This is a genomic window from Ralstonia soli (assembly GCF_023955655.1).
GTDB classification, from domain to species: domain Bacteria; phylum Pseudomonadota; class Gammaproteobacteria; order Burkholderiales; family Burkholderiaceae; genus Ralstonia; species Ralstonia soli.
The window spans coordinates 269,866-286,909 of the sequence record NZ_JAMXHT010000002.1 but is presented as its reverse complement, the minus strand read 5'-3'; the positions used below and the strand labels follow the sequence as shown (position 1 = coordinate 286,909).

The 17,044-nt window shown below is 64.6% G+C and carries 10 protein-coding genes; 4 read left to right on the top strand and 6 right to left on the bottom strand.

Annotated elements, in window-relative coordinates; all coding sequences use genetic code 11:
- Nucleotides 1-368: 368 nt before the first annotated feature.
- From NG900_RS05090 to NG900_RS26685, 3 genes are all read right to left on the bottom strand, one after another.
- A complete protein-coding gene (locus NG900_RS05090) occupies nucleotides 369-920 on the bottom strand; it encodes a fimbrial protein (RefSeq protein ID WP_252677435.1) in 552 nt (183 codons plus the stop codon).
- A gap of 48 nt (nucleotides 921-968) precedes the next feature.
- Nucleotides 969-1,781, bottom strand: a complete 813-nt coding sequence (locus NG900_RS05085) for a fimbrial biogenesis chaperone (RefSeq protein WP_252677433.1) — start codon at nucleotides 1,779-1,781, stop codon at nucleotides 969-971.
- A gap of 285 nt (nucleotides 1,782-2,066) precedes the next feature.
- Nucleotides 2,067-2,972, bottom strand: coding sequence for a fimbrial protein (locus tag NG900_RS26685; protein WP_252677424.1), 906 nt, complete (start codon nucleotides 2,970-2,972; stop codon nucleotides 2,067-2,069).
- An 829-nt stretch (nucleotides 2,973-3,801) separates the two neighbouring features.
- On the opposite strand from NG900_RS26685, the gene NG900_RS05075 reads away from it, so the two are divergent.
- The 4 genes from NG900_RS05075 (at nucleotide 3,802) to NG900_RS05060 (ending at nucleotide 9,375) form a co-directional block, all read left to right on the top strand.
- The gene (locus tag NG900_RS05075) at nucleotides 3,802-4,272 is read left to right on the top strand and encodes a hypothetical protein (RefSeq protein WP_252677422.1); all 471 of its coding nucleotides are present in this window, start codon (nucleotides 3,802-3,804) and stop codon (nucleotides 4,270-4,272) included.
- A 188-nt stretch (nucleotides 4,273-4,460) separates the two neighbouring features.
- A complete protein-coding gene (locus NG900_RS05070) occupies nucleotides 4,461-8,108 on the top strand; it encodes an ESPR-type extended signal peptide-containing protein (protein ID WP_252677420.1) in 3,648 nt (1,215 codons plus the stop codon).
- Nucleotides 8,109-8,374: 266 nt separating this feature from the next.
- Entirely contained in the window at nucleotides 8,375-9,091 is a 717-nt protein-coding gene (locus tag NG900_RS05065; RefSeq protein ID WP_252677412.1) for a response regulator, read from the top strand.
- Nucleotides 9,092-9,168: 77 nt separating this feature from the next.
- Nucleotides 9,169-9,375, top strand: a complete 207-nt coding sequence (locus NG900_RS05060) for a hypothetical protein (RefSeq protein WP_252677409.1) — start codon at nucleotides 9,169-9,171, stop codon at nucleotides 9,373-9,375.
- Between the two features lie 7 nt (nucleotides 9,376-9,382).
- Here NG900_RS05060 and NG900_RS05055 read toward each other — a convergent pair whose 3' ends face one another.
- The 3 genes from NG900_RS05055 to NG900_RS05045 form a co-directional block, all read right to left on the bottom strand.
- A complete protein-coding gene (locus tag NG900_RS05055; protein WP_252677407.1) occupies nucleotides 9,383-12,355 on the bottom strand; it encodes a hybrid sensor histidine kinase/response regulator in 2,973 nt (990 codons plus the stop codon).
- 160 nt (nucleotides 12,356-12,515) lie between these two features.
- Complete coding sequence (locus tag NG900_RS05050; RefSeq protein ID WP_252677399.1) at nucleotides 12,516-15,875, bottom strand: autotransporter outer membrane beta-barrel domain-containing protein; 3,360 nt, start codon at nucleotides 15,873-15,875, stop codon at nucleotides 12,516-12,518.
- A 449-nt stretch (nucleotides 15,876-16,324) separates the two neighbouring features.
- Nucleotides 16,325-17,032 carry an outer membrane protein gene (locus NG900_RS05045; protein WP_252677397.1) on the bottom strand — a complete coding sequence of 236 codons (708 nt, stop codon included), beginning with the start codon at nucleotides 17,030-17,032 and terminating at the stop codon, nucleotides 16,325-16,327.
- Nucleotides 17,033-17,044 lie beyond the last annotated feature (12 nt).

The window sequence follows — 17,044 nt, the reverse complement described above, 5'->3', positions numbered from 1 at the left end:
GCTCCAAAGCAGGTTCAAGTGATGGCTGGCGTCCCACGATGACGTCGCACACAGAGCCGCACGCGGCACACGCTTGCGCCCATCGCCGACTCGGCCGGATGGACTGATCGCGGTAAAGACGTCTGGAGAACGCTACGACTGCCCGGCGAACGCAGAAGCCGGGGCGCATAGGCCATGCCGGCCTCGCTGTACGTAGTGGGTACGTAGTGACACCGTCAGCTTGTTTCTTATTGACCTTTGGAACAATGAGATTCGTCCGTATTGCAAACGCAATCAGCCAACATGCAAAAAGGGCTTGAGCCCCTACGGCGCAAGCCCTTCTTCTTTGATGCCCGTGCTCCAGGAAAATGCCCCGGAGCGTCAAACGGTCAGTTCGGGGTGAACGTCAACGTGGCCGTGGCCGTAACGCTACCCGCGTTGGGATTGGCACTCATGACGTAGTACTGCGCCGAAATAGGAATAACGACGGGGGCTCCGCCAACAAAGGTAACGCCCGTACCGCCAATCGGCATCACTGTCGGAGCAGTGGCGCCCCCGGCAGCGCCATAGAGAATCTGCACCCCCACTTGGGTTGCTGTGCCTGTATTCGGCACCACGTTCTGTGCTGGCACGGGTGATGTGCCAGCGATCGACATGGTCATCCTGACGCCAGGATTGCCACTGCACGCAACCGTAACCCTTTGGACTGCAGCACGACTGGCCGTCACGGGGCCGGCGGCAGTCAAGGTGGCAGCCTGCGTATCGGGGAGCGTGAAGTTGAGTGTATCGGGGCTAGCCGCGCCGGCTGCGCACGTGCCAACGATATTGCCCGTCACGTTGACCGTAGTGGTCTGTGCAAAAACCTCGGTAGCACCACCGGCAATCAGCAGCAGGGCAGCCAGGGCTTGAGGCAGACAACGCTTGTGGTTCGCGATCTTCATAAGGAACTCAGTGAGTAGAAAAAGGCACGGCAGTCGTGCCGGTTAGGGCTAAGGGTTGCTGCGCTGTGCGCTGTGCAAACAATCGGGTTGATGAACGGAGCACGCGGCCGGTCGGGGCACCAACGCGGCCTCCTGCTCGCTCGACGCACCAGAATCGTCGATCACGTCAAAGCTCACCTTGACGTCGCCACTCGGGCGATCGGCCAGCTTGAGCGGGTCGAGCGAAAACGTGGTTGTGCCGCCCGGCGCAACCATGCCGCCGTTGCCAACGAGCTTGCGTACGCCGTCGACTTTCAGCCCCACGTCCGCAAAGTTGACGTAGTACGCGGAAGGATTGGTCACCGCCAGTGCAACACCTTTTCCGCCCGCCCCTGTCGTCCACTTCCAGCCAAGCTGCTTGAATGCCTCTGCGGCATTGCCCGGCAAACCTGACGGCCTGAAGATGAGCTTGATACGCGTGCGCAACGCAAACTGGACGTGATTGGTACCAGCCGCACCCACCTGCCTGGGCGGCACCTCCAGCGCGTTGAACCAGTACATGGTTTCGCGGTTGTCGGGCAGCGGGTCGCCCGTATACGTCAAGCGAACAGCGTGGCCACGATCAGGCTCCATGCGGAACATGGGCGGGTGGACGATGAACGGAATCTTGATCGTGTCCGGCGTCGCCAACGCGTCTCCGGTATCCACCCACGCTTGCACCAATACGGGCTGCGTGTTCCGGTTGGCGAGCGAAACCGTCACCTCCTTCTCGCTGGCGGGATAGATCACGCGCGTGCTCCCAATGACCACACTGGCCTGAACTACGCCGGCCCCACACCCCGCAATGAACAGGCAAGCGGCCATGAAACGGCGAAGAGACATGCGTTACCTCAGTGCTGGAATCGAGAAGGAAGCGGCCTGACCGGTCGGCGCATACATAGCGCATCCGGGCGAGGAGATGGATGACCCAAGCGTCTCAGCAAAAGCTCCGCCGTGCTGCCGGCAAAGCCAATGGAGAGGTCCGAAACGACGCGCCCAATTCTCGGGATCAAAGCAACGACGCGTTATCAGACTGCTCCGAAATGTTTTCTCCGTGGAGCGCCCCCACCGTAAAGAAGACTTGAGCCGCGCAGTTCAAGTCCGCTTCCGCTTTGCGCCGCGACTGCGTCAGTTGTAGTCAAAGCGCAGCGTGGGGGACGCATTTGCCCTACCCGCCGTAATGGCACCGGTGCGGTAGTAGCGGGCCGAAATGGGCACCGTCACGGAAGCGGCTGCAGAAACATCCACCAGCGTCGGGGTAGTGGAATTGACCACCATCGGCGTGCTGTTATAGAGCACCTGCACGCCCACCCCTTGCGCAGCGCCTGCGCCGGACAGAGCCACCGTCGTGTCTGGGCCACCAGGGGCTTGCGTGCCTTGCAAGGTCATTGTCACCCTGGGGTTGTTCGCGCAACTGAGCGAGATGTTCGCCGGATGGCTGATGGGGGATGTCGCACCAACGTTGGCAAAGCTACTCGCCGCAACATCGCCCAGCGGGATATTGACGCTGGTCGTGCCAACGGTGCATGTCGGCGCCGGGGCCGTAATGGCGGTGTTGCGACCCAGACTCAGTTGCAAGACCTGCGCGCGATCCCACCAGAATGACCCGATGGCGCCCGACGTGATCGTGCCTGCGCGCACGGGCCCGGTCTTGATCAGCGTCACCGTGTAAGAGGCGACCCGGCCCCCGTTCATGAAGTAGCCCGCACCACGGGCATCCGTCGTGAAAGCCGCAATCGGATAGGCCGTACCGCCGGTTGCCTCGATCCGAATACCGACGCCGGTCACGTTGGTGGCGTAAACACTGGTGAGACTGGTTGCGGTGGTGAACCTTGTAATGCGTCCCTCCTGCGTCAGCGGGTCGTAGATGGTGCCGATGCAATAGCGCACGCCATCTGCCGCTGCCGAAACCCCGGTTGCCTGCGCGATGGTGCCACCGTCGGCAAGTGTTGCGGGCACGCTGATGGTGGCCGGCAGGTTGACCGTGATGGTGCCGAGGTTCGGGTAGGCCGTTGTACCGCCCGGGGGACGCACACAGGCACGTGTGAGAGACGCTTCGGCCGGGGCCGAGAACCACCCTGCGCAAAGACAGAGCCCAGCCAGAAGAGCCAGGCGACCACGCCGCTTTAACCCAGGCACGAACGGAATGAGAGACATATTCGAATCACGGATGAAGGGGCAGCGGCAGCCTCGAAAGCCGCCACATGCAACAACCCCTGCAAGGGCGTGAACCGGGCCGCGCGGCTTCAGGCCGACGACCGGTTGCGTTGCAGAGGCACGCGCGTATGAAGAGCGCACATTCTTGCAACAGGCAGGCATGACCGTAATCAGACTGCTCTTAAAGTTCGGTGCGGCGACTGGCCGTTTCCCCGTGCGAGGCGCCGCGTCGCGTGCTGCAACGCTGGCACGCCAAGGCCCGGCACCGGCTCCCTGCGTCCCACCGCTGGCGCTCCGAGTCTCGGCACCGGCTCTCTGAGAGCCACCTCTGAGGCTTTCCGAGCCGATGCCCGCTCCCTGGAAGCGACCTCCGGCTCGCTGAGACCCGCCGCCGGCTCTAAAAAACCCAGCGCCGACTCCGGAAGTGCCGACGCTGGCTCGCAAAGGCCCACGCTGCCGGCAATTTTTTCCGCCAGCTGGCTCTCAATGCCTCGCGGCTGGCTCTTTGAGAGCCGATGCTGGCTCTGCGGGTCTCAACGCCGGGTCTTGGAGAGTCACCCTTCCCCACGCACCGCCGGGCGCATAGGATTTTTCAGATTTTCTCGACAACCCCGCGTTTGACCTTGTTGTTGGATGCATTGCTTGCCACGCTCCTGCGGTCGTGCGCCACGCACGACGTTGTCTGATCCACTCACGAAGGAATGCAATGCCACAGAACCTCATCACGTTTGCCCCCAGCACCGCCGACCTCACCGCCATCGACGCCGCCATCAAGACGCTGGAAGATCGGCTCACCGGCCTAGTTGATCTGTCGCCCGAACAACGCCACACGCTCACCAAGATGGGTGACAAATCCGAAGCGTTCTGCCGCAAGGCGGTGGAAGTGCTGACCGCCAACCCCAACGTGCTGCCGCCCACCTTCAGCCTGCCGGAAATGCGCCGCGACCTGACCGGCTTCGACACCCTGCGCACGCGCCTGACCCGCATCGAACGCATCTACGAAAAGATGCGCGACTCGCAGCTCGCGCTGGGCAGCGATCTGATGACCGCGTCGCTGGAGGGCTACGCGCTGCTGAAAGTCTCGGGCAAGGGTGAAGCGCTGGACACGGCTCGCAAGGCGCTGTCGGTACGCTTCAGCAGCCGCGCCGTGAAGAAGGAAGAAGCAGCGGCTGAGTAACACACCACTGCCGTAAAAAGGCCCCCGCCCGGTGCGGGGGCTTTTTATTTCTGATGCCCCGCAAATGGCCGTCCGGTGCGACATTCTGGCTTGCGCACTCGCACAAGTTTTAGGATTTTTCTCATTTGGCGGAGGCGACCCGATCCCTAGCATGTCCGTAACACATCAACACGGACGAAGGAACGGACATGAACAAGACCTATCGCACCATCTTTAACGCCGCTACCGGCACGTGGGCAGCGGCATCGGAACTGGCCAAGGGCCGCAAGAAGAGCAGCAAGAGCGCCGTGGTGCTGGCTGCGGCCGCGCTACTAGCGCTGCCGGGTGCCGCGTTTGCAGCGGACAGCGCTGACGATGAGGAAAACGACGAGGCAAAAACCGAACTGGTCATCCCCAACGCAGCACCCAAGATGAAGACCAGCGGCTTTGGCACCGAGAGCATCGGCACGATGGCAACTCTGGACGATACCTTCATTAAGGTGAGCGGCTCCGTGGCATCCACCGCCTCTAACGGCACCCCAGTCGACGGCGCCATCTTGAATCCCACCTGGACCAGCGGCACGACCCTCATCGGCACGGCCATCGGCAATGGTGCAGCGGGTACCTACGGCGGCACGGCAGTCGGTGACCACGCCGTAACCGGCGGCTTCTACGGCGTGGCAGTGGGCGCCTACAGCTCGGCAGGTTCTCACGCCACGGCGATCGGCCCCAGTGCGATGGCAACAGGCTCCGATTCCTTTGCCGCCGGCGTGAATGCACGCGCAGAAACGGGCAACAGCGTCGCCATTGGTAACCGTGCGTATGTGAACACCGGCGCCAATAGTGTGGCCATCGGCGTCAACGCCAACGTCAGCCAGGCCAACAGCACCGCCATCGGCGTCAACGCCAACGTCAACCAGGCCAACGGCACCGCCATGGGCTCGGGCGCTACGATTTCCAACAACGGCACCAACCTGGCACGCAACGCCTTGGCGCTCGGCAACGGCGCTACCGTAACGGCCACCACGACCAGCGGCGCAGACAACGGCGTGGCACTGGGCAACGCCGCCCGCGTGACGGCCAACAATGCGGTCGCGCTGGGCGGCAGCTCGGTGGCAGATCAAGCCAATACCGTGTCGGTCGGCACCACCGTTGCCGGCGGGCAACGTCGCATCGTCAATTTGGCGGCTGGCACGGCCAACACCGATGCCGTCAACCTCGGCCAGATGAACACCGCGCTGTCGACCAAGGTGGACAACAACCTCGTCAAGGTTGGGGGCGCCACCGACGCGATGGTCAGCGGCCATGCAAACAACATCGCCATCGGTAACGGCGCGCAATCGACCTCCGCAGCCGGGGGTAGCCCGTCGATGGCTTTCGGTAACGACGCCCGTGCCACCGGCAACAGTGGCGCCATGGCATTTGGTTCGGCTTCCCGGGCGACGGGTGCAACTAGCACGGCCTTCGGCATTCGCGCCACCGTGGACGCCAATGCGGCGGGCGGCATGGCATTTGGCACCGACGCTAACGTGCTGGGCTATACCGACGGTGGCGCCATCACCAACAACGCAAATGGCAGTATCGCCATCGGTGGCGGCGCACGTGTCACCGCCACGGCTGCCGGCAATGCGAACAACAGCGTGGCGCTGGGCAATGGCGCCAACGTGTCGGCAGCAAACGCTGTGGCACTGGGCGCGGGCTCGGCCGCGACGGTGGCCAACACCGTGTCGGTAGGCAACGCCACCACGCAACGCCGCGTCGTCAACATGGCTGCCGGTACGGCACCCACGGATGCAGTGAACGTGTCGCAGCTCGCCCCGGTGGTAACGGCACTGGGCGGCGGCGCCACCATCAACCCGGACGGCTCAGTCACTGGCCCGACGTACAACCTGGCCAACGGCACGGGCACGCCCGCAACCACTATCGGTGACGCATTCAGCCAGCTCGACGGCGCTCTGACGACCACCAATGGCCGTGTGGGCGACCTGGAAGGCAAACTCGGCTCGGGCACGATCGGCCTCGTCCAGCAAGCTGGCGCTGGCCAGAAGCTGACCGTCGGCAAGGACACGGACGGCACGGAAGTGGACTTCCACAACAACACCAGCGCAACGCGTACGTTGACGGGCGTGACTGCGGGCGCAGTGGCCGCTGGCAGTACGGAGGCGATCAACGGCTCGCAACTGCATGCGGTGTCGACCAGCGTGGCAGACGCCATCGGTGCGGGTTCGACCGTCAATCCGGATGGGTCGATCACGGCACCGAGCTTCACTGTCGGCGACGGCATGGGTGGCACGACCACCGTGCATAACGTGGGCGCCGTGGTGACCAACCTGAACGACCGCGTGACGGGCAACGAAACCGCCATCGGCGATATCCGCAGCGAACTGGGCAGCGGTACGGTGGGCCTGGTGCAGCAAGCCGGCGCAGGCCAGAAGCTGACCGTCGGTAAGGATACGGACGGCGCGGAAGTGGACTTCACCGGCACGGCTGGCACGCGCAAGCTGACGGGCGTGACCGCAGGGGCGGTGGCCACCGGCAGCACCGAGGCCATCAACGGCGCGCAACTGCACGCGGTGTCGACCAGCGTGGCAGACGCGATTGGCGCGGGTTCGACCGTCAACGTCGATGGCTCGATCTCGGCACCGAGCTTTACCGTTGGCGATGGCGCCGGCGGCACGACGGTGGTGCATAACGTGGGGGCGGTGGTCAGCAACCTGGATGGGCGCGTGACGGGCAACGAAACCGCCATCGGCGATATCCGCAGCGAGTTGGGCAGCGGCGCATTGGGCCTGGTGCGGCAAGCCACGCCCACGGGCGACGTGACGGTGGCGGCTGGTACTGGCGGCACGGCCGTGAACTTTACGGGTACGGATGGCGTGCGTGTGCTCAGCGGTATCGGCGCGGGCATCGGCAACAACGACGCGGTGAGTGTCGGGCAGCTCAAGTCGGTGATCGGCTACAACCTGGTCGATCCGCTCGATCCGCTGATGGCCGTGCGCTATGACGATGCGAGCATGAAGTCCGTCACCTTCGGTGGCGACCCGATGTTCGGCACGGTGCTGAACAACGTTGGCGCGGGCCTGATCGCCGCGGGCAGCATGCAAGCGGTCAACGGCGGCCAGTTGTTCGACATGCAAGCCAAGTACGACGGCCTGATCGGCGATCTGGATGGCCGCGTGGGCAAGATCGAGTCGGGTATTGCGGACGGCTCCATCGGTGGCCCGGGCACGGGCACGCCGGAAGGCTCGGTCCCCTCGCCGGGCAAGGGTGATGGCAGCACGGCAGTCGGCGCAGGTTCGGATGCCTCGGGCAAGAACAGCTCGGCCATCGGCAACGGTGCGGTGGCGTCGGGCAGCGGCAGCTCGGCAGTGGGCAACGGCGCAGTGGCTTCGGGCGAGAACAGCACGGCGCTGGGCCAGGGTGCGCAAGCGTCGAACAACAATTCGGTGGCCATCGGCGCAGGTTCGACCACCAGCCGTGACAACGAAGTGTCGTTTGGCTCGCCGGGCAACGAACGCATCCTGTCGAACGTGGCGGATGGCGTGCGCGATACCGATGCAGTGAACGTGCGTCAGATGAACAACGCCATCGGCGGCCTGAACAACAAGATCGACAGCAACCACCGTGACGCCATGGGCGGCGTGGCGGCCGCAATGGCGGTGGCAGGTTTGCCGCAGTCGTCCATGCCGGGCAAGACGTTCATGGCCATCGCGGGCAGCACGTACGGCGGTGAACAAGGCACGGCAATCGGTGCGTCGTACATGTCCCAAAACGGCAAGTGGGTCGTCAAGGGCGCGATGAACACCAGCAGCCGCGGTGAAGTTGGCGCGGTGGTGGGTGGCGGCTTCTACTGGTAAGCCACCACGTTGGCTCTAGCGCGCACGTCAGACCTGTTCGTCTTCCGGTTCCGTTCATCCCGCTCCTTCCTTGGGGGGCGAACGGGGACAACGTGCCGCACATGAGGGAAAGGGCTCCGGGAAACCGGGGCCCTTTTTTTTGTTTGCCGCGTCGCCTTTTCGGACTCTTCCGCTTTGCGTGCCGTGCCGGCGTCAATACAGTCCCAGCTTCTCCTGCCCCCTTCCGGCCGGTGGCACCCCGTTGCTGCCGGCTGCGCCCGCCGCTTATGAACTCCATTCTCATCCGCGTTGCGGTGGCCGATGACCATCCGGCCATCCTCTTCGGCGTCAAGCATGAATTTGCCGACAACCGCTCGATCCTGGTCGACGGCATGGCGCGCAACTCCAGCGAGCTGATCGACCTGCTGAACCGCCAGCGCATCGACGTGCTCATCTGCGACTACGCCATGCCCAACGGCCACTATGGCGATGGCATTGCATTGTTCTCGCTGATCCAGCAGCGCTATCCGCATGTGCGCATCGTGGTGCTGACGATGATCGAGAACCCCGCGATCCTGCAGACGCTCATGACCGAAGTGCGCTGCATCGTGAGCAAGTCCGACCTGACGAATCACCTGTCGCTGGCGGTGCACGCGGCGTTTGCCAACGGCCGCTATGCGTCGCCGGCCATCGAGAAGATCCTGCGCACCGCAGAGCCGAGCCGCCGCAGTGCGCATGGCACATCCGCGCTGACGTCGCGCGAGCTAGAGGTGGTGCGGCTGTTTGTGTCGGGGCTGACCGTGAACGAGATCGCGGCGCGGCTGCACCGCAGCAAGAAAACAATCAGCACGCAGAAGAACGCGGCCATGCGCAAGCTCAACATCGAGCGCGAGGTGGACTTGGTGCACTACGGCATCGAGACGGGGCTCGTGCCCTCCGTTGGGCGCGCGGGCGATGCGCAGTACCGGACGAGTCCGATGGATTTGCCGCCGGGCGATTCGTAACGTAGCGGCCACGCGTCGGGCCACCGGCGCGGCATTCCAATAGACAAGCGCGCTACCACTGTGGGGGGCACCACATCATGAAGTCGATCAAGAGAGAGGACGTCCGCCGGATTCTCATCCACTTTGCGGGTCTGGGGGCGCCCGCACGCGTGGAGTTCCTGGCCGCGATGAATGAATACCTGTTCGCGTCGCCGCAGCGCAGGCGGGTGATCATGCACGCGTGGAAGGAACAGGGGCAGACGCAGGGCGATGGGGTTCCGCCCGCTTCGCCCGACAGCGCCTGAGACGGCCCTACCCTGCCGAGCGGCGCGCCAGGGTGTCCTGCACGAGCGCAGCCAGCTGGTCGAGCGCGGGTTGCAGTGCGGCCAAGTCATCGCCCTGCTTGGCCTGCTGCTCCATTGCCGCGCAGGCCTCGGACACCGCCTGTTCATGGATCATCGCAAACGTGCCTTTCATGGCATGCAGGTCGCGCAGTACAGCCTGGCGGTCGCCAGCAGGCAACGCCACGCGCAGCGCGGCAAGCTGCTCCTGCGTGGAACGCGTGAGCGCCGCGAGGATGGCGTCCGGCAGGCGCCCTTCGGCAATGCCGGTGCGCGGTGCAGGTTGAGTTGCCTCGGGTGCTGACACGTTGGTCCGCAGCATGCGGCGCAGCGTGGCATCGAGCGTCTTGAGCAGCACCGGTTTCACGAGCACCGCATCGATACCCTCCTGCAGGCAGCGGCGGTGCTCTTCCACTTCCGCATGCGCAGTCAGGGCGATGATCGGCACCTTCGCGCCCTGTGCGCGCAGGGCACGTGCCAGCGCGTAGCCATCCATGCCCGGCATGTTGAGGTCGGTCAGAACGATGTCGTAGGGCTGCGCGTTGAAGCGGCGCAGGGCATCGCCGCCGCTTTCGGCCATGTCGACGCGGTAACCGAGTTCTTCGACCTGCATGCGGATGAGCTCGCGGTTGGCGAGCTGGTCGTCAGCGCCCAGGACGCGCACGTTGGCTGTGGTGCTTCCGGGGCTGGCCACAGGCTCGACGTCATTGGACACCTCGACGGGCACATCTGCGGCGGCAAACGGCAGCGTGATGTCGAACGCGCTGCCCTCGCCCGGCGTGCTGCGCAGCGCGATCGTCCCGCCCATCAACGCCACCAGCCGGCGGCACAGCGCAAGGCCCAAGCCGCTGCCGCCAAAGCGGCGCGTGATGGTGGAATCGGCCTGCACGAACGGTTCGAACAGGCGCGCCTGCTGCTCGGCGCTGATGCCGATGCCACTGTCGATCACGCCGATGGCGATACCGGGCTTGCCATCGGCGCCTTCGGCTGCGCGCAGTTCGATCCGCACCTCGCCCGTGTCGGTGAACTTGATGGCGTTGCTGAGCAGGTTGGAGGCAATCTGGCGCACGCGCGTCGGGTCGCCCACGTAGGCGGGCCCGACGTTGTCATCGATGATGCAGCCGAACTGCAAACCCTTCTCCTGCGCGATGGGCGCGAAGATGGCCGCAACGTCGCGCACCACGGCTGCCGGGTCAAACGGAATCGACTCGGTCGAGAGCTGCCCGGCCTCGATCTTCGAAAAATCCAGCACGTCGTTGATGATGCCGAGCAGCGCGTTGGACGATGACGTGACCGTCTGCAGCCGCGCACGCATGGCGGGCGGCAGCGGCGTGCGCTGGATGAGTTCGAGGTTGCCGAGAATCGCATTCAACGGCGTGCGGATCTCGTGGCTCATCGTGGCAAGGAAGACGGACTTGGCACGGTTGGCGTTGTCGGCCGCCTGCTTGGCTTCACGCAATGCCTGCTCGGTGCGCTTTTTGTCGGTGATGTCGGTAAAGGCCGTGACCAGCACGTCGGCGTTGCGGTAGTGCGTGGGCACCAGGTTGACGGCCAGGTCGATCTGGCCGCCGTCCACCGTGGCGAGCGCAATGTCGTCGCGCACCATGCCCGTGCCGCCGTGCTTGGCATAGCGCTGCGTCAGCTTGGCCGACAGCGATAGCGCATCCACCTTGGTCTGCGCGGCGATGTCTGCCATGACGGGGCTGCGCAGCATCGGCTCGCCGGTTTTTGCGTCGATGACACCGAGGCCGATCGGTGCGGTCTCGATCAGCATGCGGTTCAGGTGCTCGGTCTCCACCACGCGCTCGGAGCGTTCGAGCATCGGTACGAACACGCGCCGGTTGAACCACCACAGCAGGATCCACAATACGGCGATCAGGCCGGCGGTGAGGATCGTCGTCAGGCGGATCTGCGGCCACACGCCGGCAAACACGTCGCGCCAGGTGAAGGCGTAGACCACGCGCCCCCCAGCCTGCCCCGGCGGCGTGGCGGCCATGAAGACGCCGTTGCTGGCCCGCTGGATGGACACGCCCGGCGTGGCAGACAGCTCGCGCACGGCGCTCAGCACGTCGGGGCGGCTGTCCCCGGCGCTGGTGGCAATGGGTTCGCCATTGCGGCCGAGCACGACGAACGTGCCGTCAAACCGGTCGGTCGACAGCGGGCCCAGCACCGCATCGGCCGGCAATTCGCACACGAACACGGCAAACGGCGTGTTGCTGGCGTCCAGCCCGTAGATCGACATGCGGATCGACGGCACACCGGTCAGCGGGTTGCGATACGGCGCGAGCCAGCGCACGGTGTGCAGGCCGTTGCGCGCGTCCGTGGTGGTGGCCGGGGCGATGGAGCCCTCGGCATCCTGCATCAACGCCGCAAAGAACGCCGGCCGGTTGGCGAGCGCCGCATCGAGCTTGGCCTGATCCGGCCACGGGAACGGCGACATCGCCAGGAAGTCGCGCGACGGGGTGTACAGATACGTGGTGAACCGGTAGCCCTGGATGCTGGCGGTAGCGGCCAGCGTGCGCGAGACGCTGTCCGTCAACGCGATGAAGCGTTCGAGATCGGGCGCGGTGGTGTCCGGTGTGGCACTCGCAAAGATGACGGAATGCAGGCCGCTCTCGTGCTGGCGCACCAGCTTGCCGCCGTCGGCACGAAAGCGTGCGGCGGTGTCGGCATCGGTCTTGGCCTGCTGGTTCCAGACCAACTCGGCCAGGTAGATCGTGCTGCGCAGGACGATCTCGGCCTTCATGACTTCGCTCGCCATGCGCTGTCCTTCGATGGCCAGTTCGCGCCGCTCGGCCTCGATGTGCGCGTGGACCATGGAGGCCACTGCAATGCCGAACGTCAGCAGCGCCATCACCGTCAGGACAATTCCACCGCCAAACAACGCCGAACGCCGGAAGCGGCGCATGGTCGAGAGCACGGTGGATGAGTGGGTGTTGGGCATGGCGGGGAAATCCTTCGGCGGCGCAAGGCGTTGCGCGCCATCTTACGTGAGGCGAAAAGCAACAACCCGCTGCACGCACGCCAGCGGGTTGTTCACAAAGGCCGTCGGGTCCGGCATGCCGCGGGCAACGGCTGCATGCCAGAACACCGTCAAAGCGGAGTTACCACGCCCAGCGCACACCGGCATTACCCATCAGCGTGCGTTGATGCTCGCCGCCGAGGTTGGTCAGATAGCTGATCGTGGCATAGGCACTGGCGCGCTTGGTGACCTGCGCAACGAGGCCCGCGCCGATCTGCCCTGCCGTCTGGCCGATCTGCGTGCCGATGGTGGTGCTGCCACCGAAGGTGGTCTTGTCATCGGCGCCGAACGAACGCAACACGTTCAGGCGCAGGTACGGCTTCCAGTTCACGCCATTCGCGTCGAACGACCATTGCAGCCGTGCGCCCACGCGGCCAAGGAACGTGTTGCCGTGGTTCCAGCTCACGTCGGACGCGCCGTCGTTGAAGGAGTTGAGCGAGGTCCACTGCCACACGAGCTGGGCCTGCGGCTCCAGCGTCAGGTTCTGCGCAAGCGGAATCGGCAGCCCCGTCTCAATCGAACCGCTCAGCGCGTTGCCGTTGGCAGAACCGCGCACGCCGTCGTTTGCGCTGGCGCGCACCGTCAGGGCGCTACCCATCAGGATGGCATCGGTGTACCAGCCGCTCGGGGCGATATGCGTCCAGTAAGCGCCGAGGTCGTACGCGTTGACTTGCAGCGAGCCGACGCCCAAGCCCTGATGCGCGAGCGCGAAGCCGTTGACGTCGCCCACGGCACGCGAGAAGCCGAGCAGCACGCCGTAGTGGTTGCGATGCCCGTCCGATTGGGTATCCGCATACAGCTCTTGCCCGACTTGCATGCCCCATACAGTGCCGTCGAAGGCAGGGTTCGCATCGCCTTTCTGCGACAGCTTGGTGTTGCCGCCCCACACCCGCGCCCACGATGCGGGCAGCGAGCCGTTCTCGGTCAGCAAGCCCTGCTCACCCTGGCGGTCGTGGAATGTGTCGATCTGCAGCAGGCCAAGCTGGCGTGCGACGGACGGGGCTTCCGCATACAGCGGCACGGATTCGCGGTACACGGGGAGCGGATTCGTCCCGGGTGCGGCATCCGCAATGGCTTCGGTGATGGCCGTCGGCGTGCCATCTGCCGGCGTGATCGGCGGGACGGGGGTGGGGGTCGGTGTGGGCGAAGGTGTGGGGGTCGGTGTGGGCGAAGGCGTGGGGGTCGGTGTGGGCGAAGGCGTGGGTGCCGGTGGGACCGTGTTGCGTAGATACCAGCTATCGCTCGAACCCGCTGCCGAGCCGCCCTTCACCAGGTAATACGAATACGCGCCGGCATTGACCGTGCCGCCCGAGAGCGTGAACGAACTCGCGCTGGTGGTCGCGCCGTTGGTTGCCTGCACGACCTGGATGCCGTCCGCCATCGTTTGCGCACCGGGGCCGCCAACGTTCGCCACCTTCAGCGTGCTGGTGCCACTGGCGTTGCCGCCGCTTACGACCAGCTTGTCGGATGCTGAACCATCAGTACCAAGGTAGGTGTTCAGCCCGATCGTACCGTTCTGGCCCACGTAGTTGCCGACCACCGTGAGCGTATTGCCGACGCCGCTGCCGCCAAGCTGCACCAGGCCGGCGTTGGTCAGGTTGCCGTTGATCTGGAAGTTGCCGGTCGCGCCGCTCGCGAGCCCCGACACCGCATCGGCCGCGGCGATCGTGCCGCTGCTGGTCACGTTGCCCGTCACGCTGCCGTAGCCGCCCAGCGTTGCGCCGGAGGCCACCGCCACGGGGCCACCGCCACTCAGTGCGGCCGATGCGCTGGTGCCGTCGCCCACGATTACGGTGCCCGCGTTGACGTTCGTGCCGCCGGCATAGCTGTTGGCACCATTAAGTGTGAGCGTGCCGCTACCGAGCTTGGTCAGCGCGCCCGCGCCCGTGATGTTCTGCACGACCGTCGAATTAAAGCCTTGCGTATCAATACTGCCGTTGTGGGCGGTAATCGATACCGCGCGGCCCGAGGCCAGATTGAATGCGCTGCCGAGCTGCAGCGTGCCACCGTTGAACGTGAGCGCACCAGACGAAGCGCCCAACGCGCTGTCCGCCGCCGCAGACAGCGTGCCCTGCGTGATAGTCGTGCCGCCGGCGTAGGCGTTGCTGCCGGAGACCGTCAGCGTGCCGGCGCCGGTTTTCTCGACGGCACCGCTGCCGCTGATGGTGCCGGCGTAGGTGCCCGCGCTGTCCTGCTGGAAGCGCACGAGCCCGTTGTCCGAGACCGACAGCGGCAGGTTCGATGCGTTGGCCTGCAGCGTGGCGCCGTTGTTGACCGTCGCCACGACCGATGCCGTGGTCGTGCCCAGCGTACCGGTCAGGTTCAGCGTGCCGCTCTGCACGAGTGCGGTCGAGAACGTACCAGTGCCGGCCCACGTCCAGTCGGTACCGGCCATCGTCAGGCTTTGGAAGTTCGTGAACGCGTTCGATGCCGTGCCTGTGCCTTGCAGCGTAACCGTGTTGGTGCCACCGCCGCCGTTGGCGGTACCGATGATCTGCGAGCCCGTCTGCAGGATCAGCGTCACATTGCCGTTGCCGCCCTGGATGGCGGTACCGCCGCCGCCCTGGATCAGGCCCGCGTTGGTGATGGTCGTGGCACCGTTGGTCGAGCGCACGCCGATGCCGTTGTTGCTGATGATCCGCCCGCCGGCCTGGTTCGTAATCGTGGCGGTGAACGAGCTGCCGAGCGTGTTCGACACGACCGCATCGACACTGCCGCCACTGGTGGCCGTGCCCGTGGTCTGGACCGTGCCGCTGTTGATGAGCGTGTTGTTGTTGCCCTGCATGTAGACGGCCGGCGCATCGCGGCCGTTGGTGGTGAGCGTGCCGCTGTTGTTGATCGTGCCGCCACCGCCGAGCAACGACGCTGCGCGTGCGTTGTTGCCGGACGTCGTTACCGTACCGGTATTGATAATCGTATTGCCCGACGCGCCCGTATTGCTCTGCCCCCACGCGGCAGTCATGCCGTAAGAATTGTTGCCGGTCGTGGTAATGGTGCCGTTGTTGACGAGCGTGTTGTTATTGCCATTTGCCGCAATGCCGTCGTTGTAAGCACCCGTCGTGGAAATGGCGCCGCCGACGGCGTTGGTGATGGTGTTGCCGTTGTTCACGCCGAGCAGCATCGCACCACGGTTGGTCACGCCGGTGCCGTTACCCGACATCGACAGATTGCCGCTGTTCGTAATGGTGCTCGACGTATCGACAGAAAATGGCGTCGGCGTGGTCGCCAATGCATAACTGCCTGTGGCCGTGGAATCGATATTGATTGCGACATTAGTACTGCCGCCGGCCGCCACCACCGAAGGAATGCCCGCCCCCGAACAGGTCACGGTCGTATTGCTGGTCGGCGCGGTGGCCGAACACGCTGCATAAGCGCCCACCGGCACCGCGCCGGTGAGAATCGCTACACCTCCAACACCCAACTTCCACGCATTTCTTTTCATTTTTTTCTCTCGCAATATGACGGGGGCGTTCTGCGATCCATTACAACTTGTTACGTGGATGGGTTTATATCACCTGCCTCAAAATCTCCGCAAGAACCGGTAACAAATATCGGAGCGCGCTATGGGGAAACTTGGCGGCCATTCAGCGGAGTCGATGGTGCTTTATTCGCAACGCTGACGATTTGCGGCCGCAGCTGAAACGACCTAGATTTCTCCGATGTGCCCGAGATAATCTCGCCCGACAGGAAGGCTGAGCGGCGTCCCGCCGCGAGAATGCCCAATCTCGGATCACCGCCTGGCATGTATAAGAAAATCGCCTGGACACAAAGCCCAGGCGATTATCTCGTCTGCCAGAAGCGACAACGCCCGGAACGCATCAGCGCTCCGGGCGTCTAGCCAGCACGGGGAGTTATCCGCGCGGCGACCATACATCCATCGGCAACACGTTCTTAGAACTTGTAACGCGCACCCAGATAGATTTCGTGCGACACCAGGTTGGCGCGCATCATTTCATCCTGCAGGCCGCGAGCGTTGCGGAAGGCATTCCAGCCGCTTTCGGCCTTACCCATGTCGACATAGCGGTAACCAAGGTCCAGGTTCACCTTCTTCATCGGGGAGTACGAAACGCCCGCACCCAGCGACCAGGCCAGATTCGTCTGGCTGGATGAGTTGAACGGGTTGTTCACCCCCGTATTCGGGTTGTTCTGCGAGCCACCCGACTTCAGGCTCGCCAGGCCCAGACCGCCCATGGCGTACACCGACACATTCTTGGCGACAGCGAAATCGCGGTACACGTTGGCCATCACACGTTGCGAGCGGATGTTGTTCTGGTTGTAGCTGGGGAACGCCGACGAACCGCTCGTGAAGGTATCGTTGCGCGGCAGGGTGTATTCACCCTCGGTACGCCAGCCGTTGCCGAAGTCGTAACCCAGGGCGAACGAGCCGGTGACGAGGTTGGCGCTGTCGTCCATCTGAACGAAGGAACCAATACCCGGACGCGCAGTGGCGTCCATGTTGTTGGCCTTGTGCTTGGCACCGACGATGCGCGCGGCACCGTAGTAGCCTTCTTCCTTCGAAGCATCGGCAGCGGTTTGGGCAAACGCCGCGCCCGAGAACAGGAGCGCCAGCGCGCCAGGCAGAGCAACAGTCTTGATCATGAAAACAGTCCT